The organism is Enterococcus sp. PF1-24 (assembly GCF_029893325.1).
GTDB lineage: Bacteria > Bacillota > Bacilli > Lactobacillales > Enterococcaceae > HY326.
The window spans coordinates 15,928-36,602 of record NZ_JARXWL010000028.1; the positions used below are offsets into that span (position 1 = coordinate 15,928).

Here is a 20,675-nt window from a genome sequence, read left to right on the forward strand (position 1 = left end):
TAAACTCTGGTTTGTTACAATCGATAATAACTAATTCCTATTGGTTGTAGAAATGAGGGATAGAATTGGAAAATTTAGTGATTTATGCTTCTAAACGAGGCAGTACCAAAATTTACGCGCAAACATTTGTAAAGGAACATCATTATCCTATCGCTGATTATCGAAAAGTTTCCACGGAACAATTAGTAGCTGCTGACAGAATTATCTACTTTGGTTCCGTTTATGCTGGCAAAGTTACTGGCTTAGCTGCTTTGAAAAAGAAGCTGAATAAGAAACTGCCAATTGTGGTGATTTCAGTGGGTTTAACTTCAAAAAAAGATTATGATTTATTGGCAGCAATTCAAAAGGGGATTTTAACAGAGTTTCCTGAAGCCATGACTTTTCATCTACGCGGGGCTTTAACGCAAGCGCAATTAAATATTGCTGAAAAAATGTTATTAAAAATGTTAAGCAAAACTAATAAAACGCAATCTGAGGAAGTTTCTGAAATGGTTTTAGCGATTAGAAAAGTTGTTGCTGAAGGTAGTGTGGATTATTTTGATTTGGCTAATTTAACTGAAATTCAATTATAATAAAACTGATATTTTTGGAAGGTGGAGAGAATATGTTAACACATGTTGGCACAAAAACAATAACAACCAAAAGATTAATTTTAAGGCGCTTTGAGTACAGTGATAGCGAGGATATGTTGAAGTATTGGGTAGCTGATCCGAAAATTCAATCCATGTATTCCGAACCTTGTTATCAAACGACAGAGGCAGTTAAGGAATTATTAACTAAATATATTGCTGCTTATCAAAATGAGGCTTATTATCGTTGGGCAATCATTGAAAAAGAAGCAAATCTTTGTATCGGTCAAATTGCTATTTTTCTAGTAGATGATAAAAATCATTTTTGTGAAATTGAATATTGTGTGGGTGGGCAATTTCAAAGAAAAGGCTATTGTAGTGAAGCGGTGCAAGCCATAATTGACTATGCCTTTAAGGAGATTAACCTTCATAAAATGCAAGTTTGTCATAAAGAAAATAATCTGCCTTCCAAAGCTGTGATTGAAAAATGTGGTTTTACTTATGAAGGAAAATTACGCGATTATTTTTATATGGAGGAACAATACGTTAGCCGTTTATATTATTCAATGCTAAGAAGCGAGTGGGAAGTCAATAAAATAAATGCATAAATAGATAGAAGTGAGTAGGATATGTTTAAAAATATTTTACTCACTTTTTTATTTGCTAAAGCTATAAAAAAGTTTGACGCGAACACTGTGTCCGCGTTTATAATGAGGAGAATAAGTGTTTCGGAGGGACTTTTTGCTATTTCAACAGTTGCTCAGTTAATATTTTTCTGTCAGTAAGAAAATCACCTGTTAGCTGGAGACTTTCTTTAAAAGCTTGCGATTCTTCAGTGAAGCTTGTGTAGTTAATCTTTTCTGCTAGCATTTCTTGATAGAAGTTAGTTTTAGCCTCTAGCCATTTTAAGGAATTGAGCATGTTTGCAATGCGAGTTTCTACGGTTTTTTTATACATTTTAATCAGTTGATAGCGCTCTGAAGATGTTGTTGGACCGATTTTTAAAAGTTGACTATAATTACGAATTTCTTTAATAGGAATTTCGGCTGCGCGCATTAAAATAATCATTTGTAGCCATTCAATATTCTGACTGGAATAAATTCGTGCGCCACTACTATTACGCTGAATGGTAGGGAGTAAGTCCGCTTTTTCATAATAGTGCAGCGTGGGAATCGTTGTATTTAACATTTCAGCAACTTCATGAGGATTATAATACATTTTAGAGCTCCTTTTCTATTTTTTCAAAAGCTTGGGGTTCTTTTGCCAGCGGTTAATGATACCTTGATTGTGTTCACTTTTTTTCAAAACAAAGGGTTTAATGCCAAATTTGAAAATAATCGCATGAAAAATAGTTTGAAAAAGAAATTTTCGTTGTTGTTTTATATCATAATCGAATTTTTTCGCTAATTTTGAAATTTTATTTTTTAACTTGGGCTGTTTTAAAGGAGAATGGTTAAAAGGAGTGGTACAGATAATTTTACCACTTAGTTGAGCTCCCGCATATTGTAGTAGTTGATTTAATGCTTTGCTAGCCGTTCTATTACCATAATTTTTGCCAGTGACGACACTAATGGCATATTTTTCATAAAGGAGTTGTTCCGTAATTAAATGGGAGCGGTCTAAGAGAGTTTTTAACTGACCGGAAATATTACTGGAGTAAGTGGGTGAACCAATGATGATGCCTTCTGCAGCTTCTATCGTTAAAGAAAAAGCTTCGGCGTCATCTCTGATAAAGCAAGGACCTTTACGATAACAGTAGCAACAGCCAGTACAGGCTTTAAATGTCAGTTCGTTAATTTCATAATAGTCAATTTCATTGCCTAAAAGTGATAATTCTTCAGCGAGTTGGCGTAATATTTTTGCAGTAGCACCTTTTTTTCGGGGACTACCATTAAGGATAATTATTTTTGCCATTATTTTTCCTCATTTCTTTTTCTTTGAGTGTAAGCTATCAAGTGCACTTTAGGTCAAGTAAGAAAATCACTAAGCATAATAATTTTCAAATAACATAAAATGAGTTATCATTTTAAAAGTATGCTAGTAAATGAGAGAGGAGAATTATTATCAAAAAAGGAATTGCAGAATTTATTGGAACATTTATTTTAGTCTTTTTCGGAACAGGAACTGCTGTTTTTGGAAATGGCATGGAAGGTGTCGGCATTGCGGGAATCGCATTAGCTTTTGGGTTAACGATTGTGGCGGCAGCTTATAGTATTGGAACGGTTTCTGGTGCCCATTTGAATCCGGCTGTTTCTATCAGTATGTTTGTGAATAAACGCATAAACTTCACTGAATTAGTTTATTATTTAGTTGGCCAAGTTCTTGGCGCGATTGCTGCAAGCTTTTCAATTTTAACAATTTTGAATTTTGCAGGGCTTTCAACAAGTAACTTAGGTCAAAATAGTGTGGGGGATTTAGGTGTCGCTGGTGCCTTTATCGTTGAACTTATCTTAACATTTATTTTTGTATTAGTAATTATGACGGTAACAAGCAGTAAAAAAGGCAATGCTAATTTGGCTGGTCTAGTTATTGGTTTAACTTTAACTATGGTTCATTTAGTAGGAATTCCGTTAACAGGAACTTCTGTCAACCCAGCGCGTAGTTTAGCACCGGCTATTTTTGTCGGTGGCGAAGCATTATCAACAGTCTGGATCTTTATTTTAGCGCCGATTGTCGGCGGAATTTTAGCAGCTTTAGTCGCTAAATATTTATTAGCAACAGAAGAAGCTTAAAACTTAATAAGCAATGCTAGCATATCAACAAAACCATCAGATTACGCCTTTATAAAAGCGTAATCTGATGGTTTTTTCAATAATTCTAACTATTGCTAGCTAAAATTGAAAATATTTTTTTGAAAAAATAGGTGACATTTGGTGGAGAAACTTTCGTATATAGAGTGTGGGGCTAAAGATGATGGTATTAAAAACTTTCATTTAAACAGAAAATAGATTAGTTTATTTAGCAATAAACTAATCCGATATTCAACATTTACTTAGTGTTTTTCTTGCCAAATTTCAATGATTTTTTCGTAAGTTAATAATGATGTGTCAGCAAGAACGGCGTCAGCTGCGTTAAGTGTAGCAGGATCGCCGATACCAATTGAGAGTAAGTGAGCATCGTTAATTGATTGAATACCTGAATAAGCATCCTCGACACCAACAGCTTCTGAGGGTAAAACATCTAATTGATTACAAGCTTTACTAAAAATTTCTGGATGGGGTTTTCCCTGTTCAAGTGTAGCAGGATCAACAATTGTATCAAATTGTGAGGTTAAACCTAGATTTTTTAAAATTTGGGGTGCATTTTTACTAGCTGAGGCTAAACCTATCTTTATTTGGTTGGCTCTCAATTCTGCTAACAGTGTTGCGATACCAGGTAAAGTATCTGCGGGAGTAACTTTTTCAATTAGGCTTACATAGAAATTATTTTTTTCGTTAGCAAATTCTGCTTTTTCTGCTTCAGAATAATGATTTTCCTGATTTCCTAAAGCGAGAATTCTGCGTAAAGATTCAGTTCGATCAACACCTTTCAGATTTTCGTTGAACTCCTCTGAGATAACAATACCTAATTTTTCTCCTAGTTTTTTCCAAGCAATAAAGTGGAAGATGGCAGTATCAGTAATTACACCATCTAAGTCAAAGATAACATCTTTTAACATAAAGAGCTTCCTAAAACGTTTTCTGTAATTCGGTTACAAAGTATAAACTATTTTAAAAATAAATGCAAATTTTTGCTTGTAACCGCTTGAAATGTAAAATAATATCTGTTATTATCCTTTTATAACGAAAAGGTTTTCGAGAGAAGGTGAATAAATGCTAGGTAAATGTATATTACGGTTTTTAGCAGGTGTGATTGATTATTTGCTAATTTTTGTACTAGCTCAAATGGTATTAACGGTTTTAGGCGTTGAGGGACTTTTATATAATTTATTACCGCAACTGCTATTTGCTACGTATAATATTATTGCGATTACTACTTTTGAAGGTAGAACAATTGGGAAATATTTTAGTAAGCTTTTTGTTTATACTGAAGAAGGTGGCGCATTACACTTAGGCGTTCGTGAAGTTACTAAATTATTATACTTCTTACCAAATGTAGGTTTTATTTTCTTGATCATCAGTTTGTTAGTATTTATTTTTAAAAAGAAAGGATTACACGATTGGATTGGTGGAAGTGATGTTCTTTTAGAAAAAGAACGCCAAAACTTAGAAAGTAGGGATTCTTATGGAGACAGACTCCTTAGATAAAGTATTGGAAGAAAGTGCAGTGTTAACCATCGATACAAGTAATTTGTTATTACTATTTGTAATAACAGTTGTGGTTAGTTTTGCACTATCTAAACTGTTGAAAAATCAATACAATCCCAAGCAATTGATAATTAGCTATGCTTGTTACGGAATTTTTCATTTGCTTTTGGGAATTTTTATTTTGAAACTTTCGGTAATAATTGTCTTAGGACTATATCTAATGGGTGGAATTTTAGCTTTCTTTCGCTCAAATCATTATTTTTATCAGCAATAATTTTTATTTAAAATCTAAAACGTTTTCTGTTGGAGGGAATTATGAGAACTGGAATGAAGTATTTTGAAAATAATCCTTGGTTATTAGGAGAGGATCATTTTGAAACAGATTGGCTAGGAAAAGCCGAAGCGGCAATGTATTTAGGAAATGGCTATATGGGGATTCGCTCAGCGACTGAAGAATCTTATGTTGGTGAAAAAAGAGATACCTTTGTAGCGGGAACTTTCAATAAGTTTGATGCCAATGAAGTAACCGAGCTACCTAATGTTCCTGATATGATTGGCATGGAAATTAGACTAAACCAGCAACGTCTTGATTTAACTAAAGGAATAGTTACTAACTATCAACGAAATTTAGATTTGAAAACTGGCGAACTTTTACGTTCTTTTGTTTGGGAATATCAAGAAATCAAAGCGGCTTTCACTTTTAAGCGCTTTGTTTCTTTTGAACAAAAACATTTACTTGGTCAACAAATTGAAATTAAAAATTTAGGGGCAAATATTGAACTTGAAATCGTTTCTGGAATTGATGGGCAAGTGAGCAATAGCGGTTCTCAGCATTTTACAGAAGGGGACAAAGCTTTAGCTGAAGGAAAATATATGCAGATGATGCCTTATACTAGTCAGTCAAATATTTTCTTTGTGCTTTCAACTGTTCATAAAATTGCTAAAGAAAGAGATATCTATGAAGAAACAAAAAAACGGATTGAGATGGGACGCAGAAAAATCTATAACCGTTATTGGCTAGATTTAGCAGAAAATCAAACAGTTACGATTGAAAAAATTTCTTCTATTCATACAAGTATTGATAAAGAAACAGCCAGTAAAACTTTGGAAGAAGTCAAAGAGATTGCTTTAACAGAGTTGAAAGAGGCGACTGAAACCGGTTATCAAAAACTTTTTGAAGCTTCTAAAGCAGCTTGGGATAAAAAAGTTTGGTCGGTTTTACCAATCAGTATTGAATCAAAAAAATTTAAAGATCAGTTGGCGCTTAATTTTGCTAAATATCATCTGCATATTATGACGCCTGCTCATGATGAACGCATGAACATTGCAGCAAAAGGATTATCTGGCGAAGGCTATAAAGGCCATACTTTTTGGGATACAGAAATCTTTATGTTGCCTTACTTTACTTTTACTCATCCAGAGATCGCTAAGAGCTTAGTTACATACCGCTATTTAGGTTTAGAAGGCGCTCATAAAAAAGCTCAAATTAATGGTTATGAAGGTGCGCAATTCCCTTGGGAAGCGGCTTGGCCAGATGACGGGGAAACTACGCCAGTCTGGGGAGCAGCGGATATTATCACTGGCAAACCGACAAAAATTTGGTCAGGTTTCATTGAACAACATATTACTAGTGATGTAGCTTTTGGGATTAAACAATATTTAGATGTAACTGGTGATCAGGAATTTGCCAAAGAAAAAGGCTACGAGGTTATTTTAGATACAGCTAAGTTTTGGGCAAGCCGTTTAGAGTGGCAAGAGGACAAACAACGTTATGAAATTTTAGAGGTTGTTGGACCCGATGAATATAAAGAGCACGTTGATAATAATTCCTTTACTAATTATACGGCCCATTGGAATATCACTTTGGCGATAAACTTATACGAAAGACTGCAACAAGAAGAGCCTGAACTTTTTGAAAAATTAAATCAAAAATTGGCTTTAGAGCGAGTTTATGCTGAGTGGCAAGATAAGGTAGATAAAATCTACTTACCACAACCAAACCAAGAGGGTGTCTTACCACAAGATGATAAATATTTATCTAAAAAAATCATTGATTTAACAGAATATAAAAATAGTCCACATGTAGGCACCTTGTTCCACGATTACAATTTAGAACAAGTGAATGATATGCAAGTAACAAAACAAGCGGATGTTTTACTTTTACTCTTCTTATTTGAAAATCTATTTCCTAAAAAGGAAAAATTAATCAATTGGAATTATTATGAACCTAAAACATTGCACGATTCTTCACTTTCATTATCGACTCATGCTATTTTAGCAGCAGATTTAGGGAAATTAGATTTATCTTATGATTTATTTAATCAAGCGATGAATATTGATATGGGCGAAAATATGACTTCCTCTAATGAAGGAATTCACGCAGCTTCAATCGGTGGTATTTGGCAGATGACTGTTTTAGGTTATGGTGGCGTGCGATGCTTAAATGGGAAATTAAGAATTGAACCACATTTACCAGAAGCGTGGAGCAAATTATCATTTGGGATTGTTTGGCAAGGAAATCCCTTAGAAATTCAAGTCACTAAAGAGCAATTCAGCGTGCGTAATTTAGGGGTACAAGAAGTTTCTTTTGAAGCTTTTGGCAATAATTATTCTGTTTCGACAGAAGAAACAATTATATTTTAGGAGGAATTTATTATGAAAACATGGAAAAAAGTTATTGGCGTAGGGCTTACTTTGTCAGCAGCATTGCTAACTGCTTGTAGTGGTGATAAAGGAGCAAGTAGTTCAGGTGAGGATAAGACTGATTTTGCTGGTGATACATTGACACTTGGTGTTTGGGGCGGAAATGAAGCTGAAGAAAAATCATTGGATGATATGATTAAAGCTTTTGAAGATGAAACTGGTGCGAAAATTGAGAAGAAAGTTTATACCGACTACAATACTCAAATTCAAGCAGATATGGCTGGTAAAACAGCGCCAGATGTATTTTATGTTGATGCTTATATGTACCCATGGTTTTCTGAAAACCAAACTTTAGCAGAATTAGATGCTGATAAGTTTGAAAGTGATAAATTCTATAGTAGCTTGACTGATGCTTTCTCAACTGAAGGAAAACTAGAAGCTATTCCTAAAGATATGTCGACTTTAGCATTATACTTAAATACTGAAATTTTTGAAAAAGCTGGAGTTTCAGTTGATGAAATTCCAGAATCTTATGAAGAATATGTTGAATGGTTGCCTGAATTTCAAGAAAAAATTGACGCAGCTTACGGCAAAGGGAAAGTTTTTGCTATGAGCTACAACCAAGATATGGCTCGGAATTATTATTTAGCTACTCGTGATGGTGGCTTGCCTTTAAATGAAGATGGTACAGCAAACTTAGCGGATAAAAAAGTTGTAGAAAATCTATCTATTTTGAAAGATTTAGTCGATACGGGAGCAGCTGTGACACCAAAAGATATTGGTACTGGTTGGAATGGAGAGGCTTTTGGTTCAGGTAAAATCGCAATTATGGATGAAGGTAACTGGGTATATCAAACATTGAAAACTGAATTTCCAGATATTCCATTTACAGTTAAAAAAATGCCAACTTATAAAGACGCAGAAGGTTCAATGATGTTTTCAGTTGGTTGGGGTAAATATGCTGCTACTAAACAATCTGCTTTAGCAGATAAATGGATTCAATATGCAACTGGCGCTGAAGGTATGGAAGGTTGGGTTGTTGGTACAGGAACACTACCAAGTCGTGAAGACGTTGCTGAGACTGCTGATTTAACAGCAAATCCAGATTTATTAATTCATTTAGAAGCTTGGGATTATGCAACAATTTGGCAAGATGGTACAACATTAGATACAGTAAACAAAGCTTATCAAAACTTCTTACCTAAAGCTTTAGATGGTAGTGAAACTTTTGAAGAAGCAATGCAAGAAGCTGATGAACAAGCAAACGCTGATATCACAGCTAACTAAATAAAAACTTTTAAGAAAAGGCTGGGGTATTAATTTTCTAAATCTTTTGGAAAACTTACGATGTATCCCAGCTTTATTCTTAAATGGTTAAGATTTAAGCCGAGAAAGGAGTAACATAATGGAAATTTCTAAAAAGTCAAGACGGACTAAAGCTCAAAAAGAAGAAATTAGACAAGCTTGGATATTTTTAGCGCCTGCAATAATAGTAGTTGGAATTTTCTTTGTATTGGCTGTTTTATTTGCTATCTATTTGTCTTTTAATGACGTAAATCTTTTTACAGGGAACTATACGTTTAAAGGTTTGGACAACTATTTACGAATTTTTCAAGATAAAAAGGCTATGACGGCATTAAAAAATACCGCATCTTTTGCCTTTGTAGTAGTACCGCTACAAACTTTATTTGCACTAGTTATCGCTTATATTTTAAGTAGTAAAGGTATTAAGGGGAAAAAACTGTTTCGCCTTATTTATTTTCTACCAACATTAACTTCAAGTTCGGCTTTAACAATTATTTTCATGTTTATTTTTAATGTTTATGGACCTGTTAATGATTTCTTTATGAGCATTGGTTTGTACAGCGCACCAATTAATTTTTTACAAGAACCAGCCTATGCTTTAAAAGTAATTATGGTAATGAATATCTGGTCAACAGTGCCATATTATATGACAATTTATTTGGCATCTTTAGTTGACTTACCTGATTCACTATATGAAGCTGCTTCAATTGATGGTGCAACTGCAATGGATAAGCTTCGCTATATTACAATTCCTTATTTAAGACCAATTACGACCTATGTATTATTAACCGGAATTATTGGTACTTTTCAAATGTTTGACCAAGCTTATATTTTCTCTAATGGATCGGGTGGGCCCAATAATTCCACTTTAACTATTTCATTGATGATTTATCAATATGCTTTTGGCCAAATGAATACGATGGGTTATGCAGCAGCTTTAGCAATTGTATTATCAATCATCATTTTTGTTGCTTCAAGATTAGCTGAGAAATTGAATAGTGAAAGGTAGGGATGAAGAATGAAAGGGAAAAAGCGAGAACAAATACTTAAAGGGATTTTATATGCTATTTTAATTATTTATGCAGGCTTAACTTTCTACCCGTTTATTTGGGCGATAGCAGCTTCTTTTAAACCCTATGCGGAAATTGTTTCTGGAGATATGGGATTGATTCCAAAAACATTTACTTTAGGGAACTTTGAATATGTTTTAGGAAGATCTTCATTGTTTACTCGTTGGTTTCTCAATTCAGTAATCATTTCAGTAATAGGAACAGTAATTAATATTTTCCTTAATACAATGGCAGGCTATGCACTGGCACGATTGAATTTTCCAGGTCGTGAGAGAATCTATTATGGATTTTTAGCATTGATGATGGTACCTGCTCAAGTATTATTAATTCCTAACTATTTAATTTTAATGAATTTAGGGATGTTAGATAGTTTTTCTTCTTTAATTTTACCAGCAGCAGTTAATATCGGAAATATCTTTATGATGCGACAGTTTTTCTTATCATTTCCTAAAGATGTTGAAGAAGCAGCTTCAATTGACGGGTTAGGTCGTTTTCAAACTTTTTTCCGAATTGTTATGCCTTTAGCAAAACCTTCAATTGCGACACAAGCAGTTTTTGTTTTTATGGGCTTTTGGAATGAATTTATGAAACCAATGCTTTATTTAACGACGCCAAGCAAGTATACTTTAACTTTAGGGTTGCAAACTTTCCAAAGTCGTAACGGAGGCGTACGTTGGGATCAAACAATGGCAGCCAGTGTGATTACGATTGTACCAATTGTAATCATTTATCTAATTTTTAATAAGTATTTCTTACAAGGAGTTCGGATGGATGGCGAAAAATAATGATTTTTTAATTGAAGAAACTGATTTAGTTAATCATGATACAGAGTATTTAGAAACGATATTTGCTTTAGGTAATGGACATTTTGGTGTAAGAGCTAGTAATCCCTTAAAAGTTAACGAACTATATAGTGGTAATCCAGGTGGTTTTGTTAATGGCTTTTTTGACAGTCGACCTATTCAATATGGTGAGTGGGCTTACGGTTATGCCAAAGAGCATCAAACAATTTGTAATTTGCCTAATTTACGAGGAATTATGCTTCAAATTGGGGAAGAAGATTCTTCAAAAATTGAATGGCACGTCAAGTTAGCCAATCTTCAGTTGGATATGGCTACTGGAGTTTTAGCGGAAACTTATCAAATTACTACGCCAGAAGGGAAAAGTTTTGAGTTACTCTTAACTTCTTTTGCTTCGTTAAAACGCCAAGAATTATTTGTCTGTAAATATGCTATTCAAAACTGTAATTTTTCTGAGCCAGTATTTATTCAACCGCAACTAAGACAACAAACTAAAAAAAGTATTACCGATGATCCGCGAGTAGCTAGTCATCAAAATGAATTAACAATGATTCAAAAAGAAAATACTTGCTATTTTCAAACGGAAAATAGTAAGCAAGAGGTAGCGGTACGCTTATCAAATAGTGACAAGCAAATACTTTCAGTTGAAAATTCAGTAACCAGTATTTTTCAAATCAGCTCTTTTTATGAAAAAAACAATTTACCAGCTCAAATCTTCACAGATTCTTTTGGAGACTATGATGAATTGCTGGCTGAACAACAGCTTGCTTATCAAGAGTTTTGGAAAAAGAGTGATATTGTAATTAGTGGTAATTCAAAATTACAAAAAGGCATTCGTTTTAATCTTTTCCATTTAAATCAAGGCGCAGGGCGCGATGGAAAAACTAATTTTGCAGCCAAAGCTTTAACTGGTGAAGGTTACGAAGGACATTATTTCTGGGATACAGAAATGTATATGTTGCCGTTCTTTATCTATACAAATCCAGAAGTTGCCAAAGCATTATTAACTTATCGTTATCATGTTTTAGAAAAAGCTAAAGCACGAGCAGCTGAGTTAGATCAAAAAGGAGCTTTGTTTGCTTGGCGTACAATTGATGGACAAGAAACAAGTGCCTATTATCCAGCTGGAACAGCTCAAGTTCATATTAATGCGGACATTGCTTATGCTTTTCAACTTTATGAAAATGTGACTGGTGATGAAACTTTTATTGATAATTTTGGTAAAGAAGTCATTTTTGAAACAGCTAAATTTTGGATGAGCTTTGGCTATTTTTGTGAAAAAGATCAAGAAGTAAGATTTTGTATTAATGGTGTTACAGGACCAGACGAATATAGTGCTTTAGTCAATAATAATTTTTATACCAACAAAATGGTTCAAAATAATTTATTCTATGCTAGTGAATTAGCAATGCGGTATAATCTTTATGAGACAGAGAGAACTGAGTGGCAACAAGCTGCTGAAAAAATGTATTTTCCACATTCTGAAGAACAATTGATTACACCGCAAGATGATGGTTTCTTGGATCAAGAAATTTGGGATATTCAGGCAACGCCAAAGGATAAGTTTCCACTGTTGCTACATTACCATCCAATGATTATTTATAAATATCAAGTTTGTAAACAGGCGGATACAATTTTAGCTGAAATGCTGTTTACTAAAGATTTTTCTCAAGCACAATTATTAAGAGATTATGATTATTATGAAAAAGTAACCACCCATGATTCTTCATTATCTCGTTCAATTTTTAGTGTGATGGCTAGTCGTTTGAATAAACGAGAAAAAGCGTACAATTATTTTATGGATACAGCTTTGATGGATTTAACAGATTTACAAGGAAATGTAGTGGATGGAGTGCATGCTGCTAACATGGGTGGCAGCTGGTTGAGTTTAGTTTATGGGTTTGCTGGCTTACAATTTAATCAAGGGATACATTTGACTAATCATTTACCAGAAGCAATTACTGACTTATCATTTAATTTACAATATCAAGGCAGTCTTTTACAAATTAAACTTACACCTGAAAGTATCGAGTGTATTTTACCTGAAAATTCATCGTTAATTATCGAGAAAAACAATCAAGAGTTATGGATTAAAAAAGATAGATAGAGTAATCTTTTAGCTAACTAAAAAGGGAAGTGAGAAAATGCGTGCAACAATTCGTGAGGTTGCCAAAGTTGCTGGTGTTTCAATAGCGACAGTTTCTAAAGTTTTCAATGGTTATAGTGATGTAAATCATGAAACAAAAGAGCGTATTTTAGAAGTGGCAAAGCAACTAGACTATGCACCTAATATGGCAGCACGTACTTTATCTTCTAAAAAGCAACAAACGATTGCGTTAATTTTAAATGAACTAAACTTCAATCGTAAATCGACAATGCCCCTAGAAGTTCTTGATGGGGTACATGAATTTACTGAACAATCAGATTATGAGTTTGTTTTTTATGGAACAAGTACGGAAAAACAGAAAGATAAAACCTTTCGCCAATTTTGTTATGAACATAACATTTCTGGTGTGGTGATTCAAGGGCTGAAAATGACAGATCCTTACTATCAAGAAATTCGCGAAACTAATTTACCTACAGTTCTAATTGATATCGTGGTGGATAATCCTAAGGTTGGTACTGTTGCGATTGATAATGAAGCAGCCGCTTATGAAGCTGTTGATTATTTAATTAGAAATAATCATCATAAAATTGGGATGATTAATGGGAGTCGTAATGCAAATGTCAGTATTTTTCGGGAAGCTGGCTATCGTAAAGCGTTAGAAAGACATCACATCGTAGTAAATGAAGAGTATATTCAATATGCCAATTACGAAGAAGATATTGCTTATTTTATCACTAAAAATTTATTGAACAATCATAGTGATATTACAGCATTGTTTTGTGCTAGTGATATTATGGCGATTGGTGCTATGCGCGCAATTAAAGATATGGGGAAAAATGTACCAGGAGATATCTCCATTATTGGTTTTGATGACATTGTTTTAGCTTCCTATGTTACGCCAACTTTAACTTCTGTAGCACAAGATATGCAAAAAATTGGTTATGAAGCAGCGGCTCTTTTAACGGATATTATCAATAAGGAAATGAAGGATACAGAAAATTTCAGAATAATCCCTCATGAAATTAAATATCGAGAAAGTGTTAAAGAAGGGATAAAAAATGCAGATTAAAAATCAAGTAATGTTGATTACTTACGCTGATAGTTTAGGTAAAGATTTACAAGAACTTCATCAAGTTCTTTCAATGTATTTAGAAAATGTAATAGGTGGCATTCATTTGCTACCTTTTTTTCCGTCAACAGGTGATCGTGGCTTTGCTCCTAGTGATTATACAGTAGTTGATCAAGCATTTGGCGATTGGCAAGATATAGAAGCTTTAGGGGAAAAATACTATTTAATGTTTGATTTTATGATCAATCATATTTCGCGAGAATCAGTCTTTTTTCAAGATTATGTAAAAAATCATAATCAATCTGCTTATAAAGAAATGTTTATTCAAGTTGATGAGTTTTTTCCGGAAGGTAGACCTAATCAAGCGGATATTGATTTAATTTATAAAAGAAAAGATAAAGCACCTTTTCAAAAGGTGAACTTTGCTGATGGAATTAAAGCTGAAGTTTGGAACACCTTTGGTGAAGAACAAATTGATTTAGATGTAACACAAGAGATTACTAAAAAGTTTATTCGTGAAACTTTGAAAGATATGGCAAGTCATGGGTGCTCATGGATTCGTTTAGATGCTTTTGCTTATGCTGTTAAAAAGCTAGATACGAACGATTTCTTTGTTGAACCGGAGATTTGGCAACTCTTAGCAGAAATTCGCGATGAAGCAGCAGAAAATCAAGTTGCATTATTACCAGAAATTCATGAACACTATACAATTCAAATGAAAATTGCTGCTCATGATTATTTTGTGTATGATTTTGCTTTACCAATGCTGATGCTGTATTCCTTGTATAGCGGAAAAACGCAACAGTTAGCAGATTGGTTGGAACAATCACCTATGAAACAATTTACTACGTTAGACACTCATGATGGTATTGGCGTAGTGGATGCCAAAGATTTATTAAGTGATGAAGAGTTATTATACACTTCTGAAGAACTATACAAAGTTGGCGCTAATGTCAAAAAAGTATATTCTTCTGAAAAATATAACAATTTGGATATTTATCAAATTAATTCAACTTACTATAGTGCTTTAGGAAATGATGATAACAGCTATCTTTTAGCAAGAGCAGTGCAGTGTTTTGCACCAGGTATCCCTCAAGTTTATTATGTGGGGTTGCTAGCAGGAGAGAATGATTTAGAATTGTTGGAAAAAACTAAAGAAGGTCGGAATATTAATCGTCACTATTATTCTTTAGCAGAAATTGCTGGCGAGACTCAACGACCTGTTGTGCAAAAATTATTTGCATTATTAAAATTCCGTAATCAAAGTGCTAGTTTTGATTTAGATGGTGAAATTAGAATTTCTACACCAACAGAAACGACCTTGGTTATTATTCGAAGAAATAGAGAAAATACTGAGTCTAGTGAGTTACGGTGTGATTTTAAGGAAAAAACTTTTACAATTTGTGAAAATGGACAAGTAATTAATTTATAAAATTGTTTTAGAAAAAGAAATTAGGAAGTTCAGTTTTTGAGCTGAAATCCTAATTTCTTTTTTGCACAATCTTTCCAATCACTAGTAAGCCAGTCATTAAGCAGAGCCCTGAATAAAGCCAGCTTTTCTGTAAATAGAAAAGTAGTAAACTTAAAAAGGAGAGTGTCAGCCAAATAATAGATAAAGAAAATAAACGTAAAGACTCAAGCTTAATAAGCCTAGACTAAATACCATTAAGCCAGAAAAACTTTTTCTTTTTAGAATAAGTTTCTCTGGCTAAATTATTTTATAAAAAATCTTCTCGATAATCTTTAACATAAGTTTTAAAATCAGTGGCAGGGTGCTTTAAGATTTCTGCTAAAGTATTGGTGACTTTTTTTGCATTGCCTAGGCGAGTGATAAAGTAAAGCATAACCATCACATTAACATAGTCTTTAGGAATTTTACGAGCTAACATTGCTTTTCTAAAAGCTAATAAACTAGGTTTGGAGTAAGTAATCGGAACTTGTAATTCTTTCGTCATAATTTCAGCGACTTCATCATAAGTTAAAGCTTTAGGGCCAGTGATTTCTATTTCCCTATTAAGATATTCTTTTGAAGTTAAACAAATTGCTGCAACTTCACCAATATCTCGCGTATCAATAAAGCTTGTTTTAGCATGGCCAGCAGGAATAAATAAATCATGATCTTCTTGAATATCTTTTTGGTGAGTGGTATTTAAATTTTGCATAAAGAAACTTGGCCGAATAAAAGTATAAGGCAACGCTAATTCTTTAATCATTTTTTCAATTTTGTGATGTGGAGTCATGGGATTTTTTTCCACACCAATTAAAGAAACGAAAACAACTTGCTGAATGTTTTTTTCTTTTAAATTAAGTAAAAAAGGCCACATATCTTTTTTAGGCTGAGCCAATTGTGGGGGGACGAATAAAGAAAACTTTTGTAATATCAGTTAAACAGTTTTCAAAAGTTGTTGGGTCAAGAAAATCAAATTTTTTAACTTCCACATTAGCGTAATCTGCAAAAATTTCTTTAGCAGTTGTTGTTTGACGAACGCCGGCGGTAATTTTGATTGTTGGATCTTGTGATAATGTTTGAATCAGCGACAAACCGATATTACCGGTAGCGCCTAAAACTAAAATATGTTCCATGATTAAACATCGCTTGCTTGTAATTTAAATAATAGTTTTTGTAGTTGTGCTTGTTCAGCTGCTGTTAAGGGGGATAAGAAAGCCTCTAACACAGTTTGGCTAACTTCTTGATACTGAGTCAAAGCTTGTATTCCTATCTTGGAGAGTTTAAGTTGATACGCCCGCCGATCGTTAGGATTTTTTTCTCTGATTAGCAGTTGTTTACTTTCAAGGCGTTTCACAATTTCTGAAATAGTTTGTTTATCCATCTCCAAATCCTGGCTCAGTTGCTGCGCAGTGATATTTTCATTAGCTACTTGGCTTAGTCGTTGAATCACTGCCCACTGTTGAGCAGTAATGTTGTAGGTCTCTAAGGTGCGATTTAAGCCATATTTCAAATTTTTAGCCGTATTTAACAATAAAAATGCAGTATTCAAAAAAACACCTCCTGTTAGTCAGTGTACTGACTAAACAAGGAGATGTCAAATAAAATTATTAAATTAGTGAGAATTGAACTTTCTCAAATTCTGCAACGTAATAACGGATATTTTTGTGGCCTTTTTGAATAATCTGATGCCCTTCAGCACTGAGTAAATCTTTTTGCTTTTCAATACCACCTGGATACTTAGGATTTAATTCTCCGTTGGCTTTTAAAGTTCGCCAATAAGGCGTTTTATCAGTATTTCGTTGATGACTTGCCCAAGCAGCAATTGAAACAAAAATACCTGCAGTAATTGGTTCGGCAAAATCAGCGTGATTTCTCTTTGCTAAATAGTCACGAATTGAACCAACAGTAATTATTTTTCCATAAGGGATTTGTTTCATTATTTCATCATAAGCTAAAGGTGGAGCAAAATACATTTTTGAGCCACCGTATTTTTCGATGCTTTGCTGATCAGTGAGTATTTTAATTTTGGGCATATCTTTTGCGTCATGTAACATCGCATTAAAATCTTTTTTCTCTTCATTAGCCATTATTGTTTATCCTTTCTCATTAAGTATTGTGAGTTAAGCTTATCAAGGAATATTTTAAGATGCAATGAGACTGTTTTATATTTTTAATTATTTATCTAAAAAAAGAGTAATTGCGATTGAAGTCAGCAGTTACTCCTATAATTATTTTGGCACTTTACTTGAGTGAAAAATAAGTTTTTTCGTTTTTTTATGCCCAGTCGCCGTTACGGAAAATAGGGACACGGCTACCGTCGGCTTTGATACCGTCGATATTCATTGCTGCTGAACCTACCATGAAGTCAACGTGAGTTTGACTACGATTTAAACCAGCTGCTTTTAATTCTTCTTGGCTCATTTCAGTACCGCCTTGTAAGTTAAAGGCATAAGCTGAACCTAGCGCTAAGTGATTAGAAGCATTTTCATCAAATAAAGTATTATAGAAAATGATACCTGATTGTGAAATTGGTGATGGATCAGGGACTAAGGCAACTTCCCCTAAATGTTTAGCACCTTCATCAGTCGCCAATAACTTCGCTAAAACATCTTGACCTTCTTCGGCTGAAAAATCAACAACTTTACCATCTTTAAAAGTAAATTTCATACTAGTAATAGTTGTGCCAGCATAGCTTAATGGTTTAGTGCTGCAAATATAACCATCAACATGATTGGCATCAGGAGCAGTGAAGACTTCTTCCGTTGGCATATTAGCCATGAATTTTTCTCCACGAGCGTTAAAGCTACCAGCGCCTTCCCACAAGTGATTTTTAGGTAAGCCAATTGTTAAATCAGTACCTGGGGCAGTGTAGTGTAAAGCAGTGAATTGTTCTTTATTTAACTCAGCCGCTTTGTTAGCTAAGGTTTCATCATGATTTTTCCATGCTAAAACGGGATCTTCTTTGTCAATTCGAGTTGTTTTAAAAATTTCCTTCCATAATGCTGCTACTTGTTCATCAGAAGTTGCTAAATCAGGGAAAACTTTTGCCGCCCATTCTTTACCAGCAGCTGCTACAACAGTCCAGCTTACGCGATTGGCTTGGGTTGCTTCTCGCAGATTCATTAAAGCTTTGCCCGTAGCGCTTTGATAAGTAGCTACTCGGTCAGTATCAACGCCAGCTAGTGCATCTGGATTAGCAGAAACAATGCTGATACGACTTGCACCTTTGGATACCCAGTCATCTGTTTGATCAATTCGATATTGCGGCACATTTTCAAGACGATCGCTGTCAGCATGGGTTAAAAATTCTTTTTGAATGAAATCATCTGTCCATTGTAAAATAACTTCAGCTGCGCCTAATTTATAAGCGTGAGCTGTTACTAAACGAGCAAGGGGTGCTTGGTCGATACTTACTTGAATAACAACAGTATGACCTTTTTGCACATTAACACCAACTTCAGCAATCAGCTGGGCATATTTTTCTAAATTTTTTTCAAATTCTATGGTTGACATAAAAAATCCTCCTCTTGATAAACATCAAATCAAGAATATGATAACACTGCCTAGAAAAGAATACAAATAAAATAATTTAGCATATTTTATTTCATATTTAGTGTTTTTCCCTTGATAAAATGACAAAAAAATAAATTGGAAATATTGATATGACAATACATTTGCACTTTAAAAAAAACGTGGTAAAATAATAACAAGAGTTGTTTTGGAAGCGGTATATGGAAAGTAAAGAAGGAGCGAACAGAAATGGCAAGAAGAAAAACAATAACAAGAGAACAAATATTGAAAGCTGCTTATGAAATTGTTGCTACTGAGGGCTTTTCCAAATTTACAGCCCGCAATATAGCCCATAAAATGAAATGTTCCACACAACCAATCTATTTAGAATTTGAAAATATGCAAGAATTAAAAGACGTTCTATTAGATAAATTATACGACCAATTAGCTAATAAATATTTTACACAAGAATATACGGGGAAACCTGTACTTGATTTAGTTTTAAGCTATATTCATTTTGCGAAAGAACATAAGCAATTATATCGGGCTTTGTATTTTGAAGAATCTGGTGAAGACAACCGTATGAGTCGTTTTTCTGAAGATTATTTTCGGAATGTCGTTCAAAAAGACGCCTATTTCAAAGATTTAACGGTTGAGCAAATAGACAGTTTGCATATGGGCTGCTGGATTGTGGCAACCGGCGTGGCAACGTTAATGTCTTCAGGGATTATTAATGTCAGTGATGAAGAAATTACAGCTTTGATTGATGAAACGGTAGCTAGTGTGATTGACAGAGGCACGAAAGTTATTTTTAAAGAAACCTAAAATAATAAATAGAACTCATTAGCTGATAAAAATTCTGATTTATCAGCTAGTGAGTTTTTGTTAAAAAAGATTTTCGTCGAGTTATCTTACTTGGATTTTTGTGAAAAAACAAGTATGCTAAAAAAGGAAACCGTTTATTGTGTTTTGTACTAAAAAATGAAATAGGAGCTGATGAAATTGGAAAAAATAGTTTGTCCGCATTGCCAACAACGCTTCACCTACTATGAAGTTACGAATATCGTTGAACATACGCGCCAGTTACAGCCAATTGAGTGTCCTTATTGTCGCTTTATAGCTAGTAAAAAAATTTACAACGGCTATTTCGTTTCACAAAAACTGGAAGATAGCGACAAAAAAATTAAATTGAAGGGTTAGGATATTTATGATTCGTTTTGCTAAAAAGGAAGACGAAGCAAGCGTGATACAATTATTAATGACGATTTTTTATGATATGGATTTACCATTTTTACAAAAGTATGGAGAAAAAATGACTAGGCAAATGTTATTTTCTGCAATGGAACACCCTGATTTTCGCTACCATTATCAAAGAGGGATTGTTAAGGAAGTCGACCAGCAAGTTGTAGGGATTGCTTTTGGTTATCAACATGAAGTGGAAGCCATGATTGATTTGCCATTTGCAGAAGTTTTGCAAGCAAAACAATTACCTGCTAGTGATAATTTATATACGGAACCGGAAACTTTTCCTAATGAATGGTATTTAGATACTTTAGCTGTTCACCAAGATTATCAGGGGCAGGGTATTGGGTCTGAGTTGCTAACAGCGGTTAATCAGTTAGCAATCAAAGCAGAAAAACCATTGTTAGGCTTGAATGTTGACCAAGGAAATCCGAAAGCTAAAAAATTATATCAACGACTAGGTTTTGAAGTAGTCGGAGAAATTAAAATTGCCAGTCATTGGTATGACCATATGCAAAAAAATATAGCTAATAATTAAAAAACAGCTAGCTTATTTTTAAGAGGAGTATGTAGTGACCCCAAAAAGTTAGACTTTTTCGGAGTAGAGAAATCTACTCCGTTTTTTGTTGTTTTCAAATTAACTATTATGCAGCTTTCTGTGCT

At 33.9% G+C, this 20,675-nt stretch carries 21 protein-coding genes and 1 pseudogene; 15 read left to right on the plus strand and 7 right to left on the minus strand.

The window, feature by feature from the left end:
• Nucleotides 1–65: 65 nt before the first annotated feature.
• Nucleotides 66–572 (plus strand): flavodoxin domain-containing protein, encoded by a 507-nt coding sequence (locus M2139_RS11495; RefSeq protein ID WP_280739011.1) that lies wholly within the window; start codon nt 66–68, stop codon nt 570–572.
• A gap of 32 nt (nt 573–604) precedes the next feature.
• A complete protein-coding gene (locus M2139_RS11500) occupies nt 605–1,177 on the plus strand; it encodes a GNAT family N-acetyltransferase (RefSeq protein WP_280739010.1) in 573 nt (190 codons plus the stop codon).
• A 136-nt stretch (nt 1,178–1,313) separates the two neighbouring features.
• Here the strand turns inward: M2139_RS11500 and M2139_RS11505 are convergent, their stop codons facing one another.
• On the minus strand, nt 1,314–1,787 hold the full coding sequence (locus M2139_RS11505) for a MerR family transcriptional regulator (protein WP_280739009.1): 474 nt from the start codon (nt 1,785–1,787) through the stop codon (nt 1,314–1,316).
• Between the two features lie 15 nt (nt 1,788–1,802).
• Nucleotides 1,803–2,483, minus strand: coding sequence for a flavodoxin family protein (locus tag M2139_RS11510; protein ID WP_280739008.1), 681 nt, complete (start codon nt 2,481–2,483; stop codon nt 1,803–1,805).
• Nucleotides 2,484–2,632: 149 nt separating this feature from the next.
• On the opposite strand from M2139_RS11510, the gene M2139_RS11515 reads away from it, so the two are divergent.
• Nucleotides 2,633–3,301, plus strand: coding sequence for an aquaporin (locus tag M2139_RS11515; protein ID WP_348522608.1), 669 nt, complete (start codon nt 2,633–2,635; stop codon nt 3,299–3,301).
• A gap of 260 nt (nt 3,302–3,561) precedes the next feature.
• Here the strand turns inward: M2139_RS11515 and pgmB are convergent, their stop codons facing one another.
• Nucleotides 3,562–4,227 (minus strand): beta-phosphoglucomutase, encoded by a 666-nt coding sequence (pgmB, locus tag M2139_RS11520; RefSeq protein ID WP_280739007.1) that lies wholly within the window; start codon nt 4,225–4,227, stop codon nt 3,562–3,564.
• Between the two features lie 154 nt (nt 4,228–4,381).
• Here pgmB and M2139_RS11525 point away from each other — a divergent pair, with 154 nt between their 5' ends.
• The 9 genes from M2139_RS11525 (at nt 4,382) to gtfA (ending at nt 15,242) form a co-directional block, all read left to right on the plus strand.
• Nucleotides 4,382–4,816, plus strand: a complete 435-nt coding sequence (locus M2139_RS11525; RefSeq protein ID WP_280739006.1) for an RDD family protein — start codon at nt 4,382–4,384, stop codon at nt 4,814–4,816.
• The gene (locus M2139_RS11530; protein ID WP_280739005.1) at nt 4,794–5,090 is read left to right on the plus strand and encodes a hypothetical protein; all 297 of its coding nucleotides are present in this window, start codon (nt 4,794–4,796) and stop codon (nt 5,088–5,090) included. The genes M2139_RS11525 and M2139_RS11530 overlap by 23 nt, the downstream gene beginning before the upstream one ends.
• 41 nt (nt 5,091–5,131) lie before the next feature.
• Nucleotides 5,132–7,459, plus strand: coding sequence for a glycosyl hydrolase family 65 protein (locus M2139_RS11535; RefSeq protein ID WP_280739004.1), 2,328 nt, complete (start codon nt 5,132–5,134; stop codon nt 7,457–7,459).
• Nucleotides 7,460–7,471: 12 nt separating this feature from the next.
• Nucleotides 7,472–8,746: an extracellular solute-binding protein gene (locus tag M2139_RS11540; protein WP_280739003.1), complete on the plus strand. Its 1,275-nt coding sequence runs from the start codon at nt 7,472–7,474 to the stop codon at nt 8,744–8,746.
• Between the two features lie 118 nt (nt 8,747–8,864).
• Nucleotides 8,865–9,773, plus strand: a complete 909-nt coding sequence (locus M2139_RS11545; protein WP_280739002.1) for a sugar ABC transporter permease — start codon at nt 8,865–8,867, stop codon at nt 9,771–9,773.
• Nucleotides 9,774–9,782: 9 nt separating this feature from the next.
• Complete coding sequence (locus M2139_RS11550) at nt 9,783–10,619, plus strand: carbohydrate ABC transporter permease (protein ID WP_280739001.1); 837 nt, start codon at nt 9,783–9,785, stop codon at nt 10,617–10,619.
• Entirely contained in the window at nt 10,606–12,741 is a 2,136-nt protein-coding gene (locus M2139_RS11555) for a glycosyl hydrolase family 65 protein (RefSeq protein ID WP_280739000.1), read from the plus strand. Before M2139_RS11550 ends, M2139_RS11555 begins: the two co-directional genes overlap by 14 nt.
• Before the next feature lie 37 nt (nt 12,742–12,778).
• The gene (locus M2139_RS11560; RefSeq protein WP_280738999.1) at nt 12,779–13,810 is read left to right on the plus strand and encodes a LacI family DNA-binding transcriptional regulator; all 1,032 of its coding nucleotides are present in this window, start codon (nt 12,779–12,781) and stop codon (nt 13,808–13,810) included.
• Complete coding sequence (gene gtfA, locus M2139_RS11565) at nt 13,800–15,242, plus strand: sucrose phosphorylase (protein ID WP_280738998.1); 1,443 nt, start codon at nt 13,800–13,802, stop codon at nt 15,240–15,242. The genes M2139_RS11560 and gtfA overlap by 11 nt, the downstream gene beginning before the upstream one ends.
• A 286-nt stretch (nt 15,243–15,528) precedes the next feature.
• On the opposite strand, the pseudogene M2139_RS11570 reads toward gtfA, so the two are convergent.
• The 4 genes and pseudogenes from M2139_RS11570 to M2139_RS11585 all read right to left on the minus strand — a co-directional run bounded on the left by M2139_RS11570 (nt 15,529) and on the right by M2139_RS11585 (nt 18,773).
• Nucleotides 15,529–16,393: pseudogene (locus tag M2139_RS11570) on the minus strand (NmrA family NAD(P)-binding protein).
• A 2-nt stretch (nt 16,394–16,395) separates the two neighbouring features.
• The gene (locus M2139_RS11575; RefSeq protein WP_280738997.1) at nt 16,396–16,809 is read right to left on the minus strand and encodes a MarR family transcriptional regulator; all 414 of its coding nucleotides are present in this window, start codon (nt 16,807–16,809) and stop codon (nt 16,396–16,398) included.
• 58 nt (nt 16,810–16,867) lie between these two features.
• Nucleotides 16,868–17,347 carry an MGMT family protein gene (locus M2139_RS11580; protein ID WP_280738996.1) on the minus strand — a complete coding sequence of 160 codons (480 nt, stop codon included), beginning with the start codon at nt 17,345–17,347 and terminating at the stop codon, nt 16,868–16,870.
• A 187-nt stretch (nt 17,348–17,534) separates the two neighbouring features.
• Nucleotides 17,535–18,773, minus strand: coding sequence for an aminopeptidase (locus M2139_RS11585; RefSeq protein ID WP_280738995.1), 1,239 nt, complete (start codon nt 18,771–18,773; stop codon nt 17,535–17,537).
• A 246-nt stretch (nt 18,774–19,019) separates the two neighbouring features.
• Between M2139_RS11585 and M2139_RS11590 the strand changes: the two genes are divergently transcribed.
• The 3 genes from M2139_RS11590 to M2139_RS11600 all read left to right on the plus strand — a co-directional run bounded on the left by M2139_RS11590 (nt 19,020) and on the right by M2139_RS11600 (nt 20,550).
• The gene (locus tag M2139_RS11590) at nt 19,020–19,595 is read left to right on the plus strand and encodes a TetR/AcrR family transcriptional regulator (RefSeq protein ID WP_280738994.1); all 576 of its coding nucleotides are present in this window, start codon (nt 19,020–19,022) and stop codon (nt 19,593–19,595) included.
• Between the two features lie 171 nt (nt 19,596–19,766).
• Nucleotides 19,767–19,970 (plus strand): hypothetical protein, encoded by a 204-nt coding sequence (locus tag M2139_RS11595; protein ID WP_280738993.1) that lies wholly within the window; start codon nt 19,767–19,769, stop codon nt 19,968–19,970.
• 7 nt (nt 19,971–19,977) lie between these two features.
• A complete protein-coding gene (locus tag M2139_RS11600) occupies nt 19,978–20,550 on the plus strand; it encodes a GNAT family N-acetyltransferase (RefSeq protein ID WP_280738992.1) in 573 nt (190 codons plus the stop codon).
• Nucleotides 20,551–20,675: the final 125 nt, after the last annotated feature.

Excerpts from the sequence above, each read along its gene's own strand:
- M2139_RS11580 (WP_280738996.1), bottom strand. The coding sequence starts at position 17,347 with ATGGCTAATGAAGAGAAAAAAGATTTTAATGCGATGTTACATGACGCA.
- M2139_RS11560 (WP_280738999.1), top strand. The coding sequence starts at position 12,779 with ATGCGTGCAACAATTCGTGAGGTTGCCAAAGTTGCTGGTGTTTCAATA.
- M2139_RS11550 (WP_280739001.1), top strand. The coding sequence starts at position 9,783 with ATGAAAGGGAAAAAGCGAGAACAAATACTTAAAGGGATTTTATATGCT.
- pgmB (WP_280739007.1), bottom strand. The coding sequence starts at position 4,227 with ATGTTAAAAGATGTTATCTTTGACTTAGATGGTGTAATTACTGATACT.
- M2139_RS11540 (WP_280739003.1), top strand. The coding sequence starts at position 7,472 with ATGAAAACATGGAAAAAAGTTATTGGCGTAGGGCTTACTTTGTCAGCA.
- M2139_RS11510 (WP_280739008.1), bottom strand. The coding sequence starts at position 2,483 with ATGGCAAAAATAATTATCCTTAATGGTAGTCCCCGAAAAAAAGGTGCT.
- M2139_RS11585 (WP_280738995.1), bottom strand. The coding sequence starts at position 18,773 with ATGTCAACCATAGAATTTGAAAAAAATTTAGAAAAATATGCCCAGCTG.
- M2139_RS11595 (WP_280738993.1), top strand. The coding sequence starts at position 19,767 with ATGAAATTGGAAAAAATAGTTTGTCCGCATTGCCAACAACGCTTCACC.
- M2139_RS11525 (WP_280739006.1), top strand. The coding sequence starts at position 4,382 with ATGCTAGGTAAATGTATATTACGGTTTTTAGCAGGTGTGATTGATTAT.
- M2139_RS11545 (WP_280739002.1), top strand. The coding sequence starts at position 8,865 with ATGGAAATTTCTAAAAAGTCAAGACGGACTAAAGCTCAAAAAGAAGAA.
- M2139_RS11500 (WP_280739010.1), top strand. The coding sequence starts at position 605 with ATGTTAACACATGTTGGCACAAAAACAATAACAACCAAAAGATTAATT.
- M2139_RS11600 (WP_280738992.1), top strand. The coding sequence starts at position 19,978 with ATGATTCGTTTTGCTAAAAAGGAAGACGAAGCAAGCGTGATACAATTA.
- gtfA (WP_280738998.1), top strand. The coding sequence starts at position 13,800 with ATGCAGATTAAAAATCAAGTAATGTTGATTACTTACGCTGATAGTTTA.
- M2139_RS11535 (WP_280739004.1), top strand. The coding sequence starts at position 5,132 with ATGAGAACTGGAATGAAGTATTTTGAAAATAATCCTTGGTTATTAGGA.
- M2139_RS11530 (WP_280739005.1), top strand. The coding sequence starts at position 4,794 with ATGGAGACAGACTCCTTAGATAAAGTATTGGAAGAAAGTGCAGTGTTA.
- M2139_RS11505 (WP_280739009.1), bottom strand. The coding sequence starts at position 1,787 with ATGTATTATAATCCTCATGAAGTTGCTGAAATGTTAAATACAACGATT.
- M2139_RS11590 (WP_280738994.1), top strand. The coding sequence starts at position 19,020 with ATGGCAAGAAGAAAAACAATAACAAGAGAACAAATATTGAAAGCTGCT.
- M2139_RS11555 (WP_280739000.1), top strand. The coding sequence starts at position 10,606 with ATGGCGAAAAATAATGATTTTTTAATTGAAGAAACTGATTTAGTTAAT.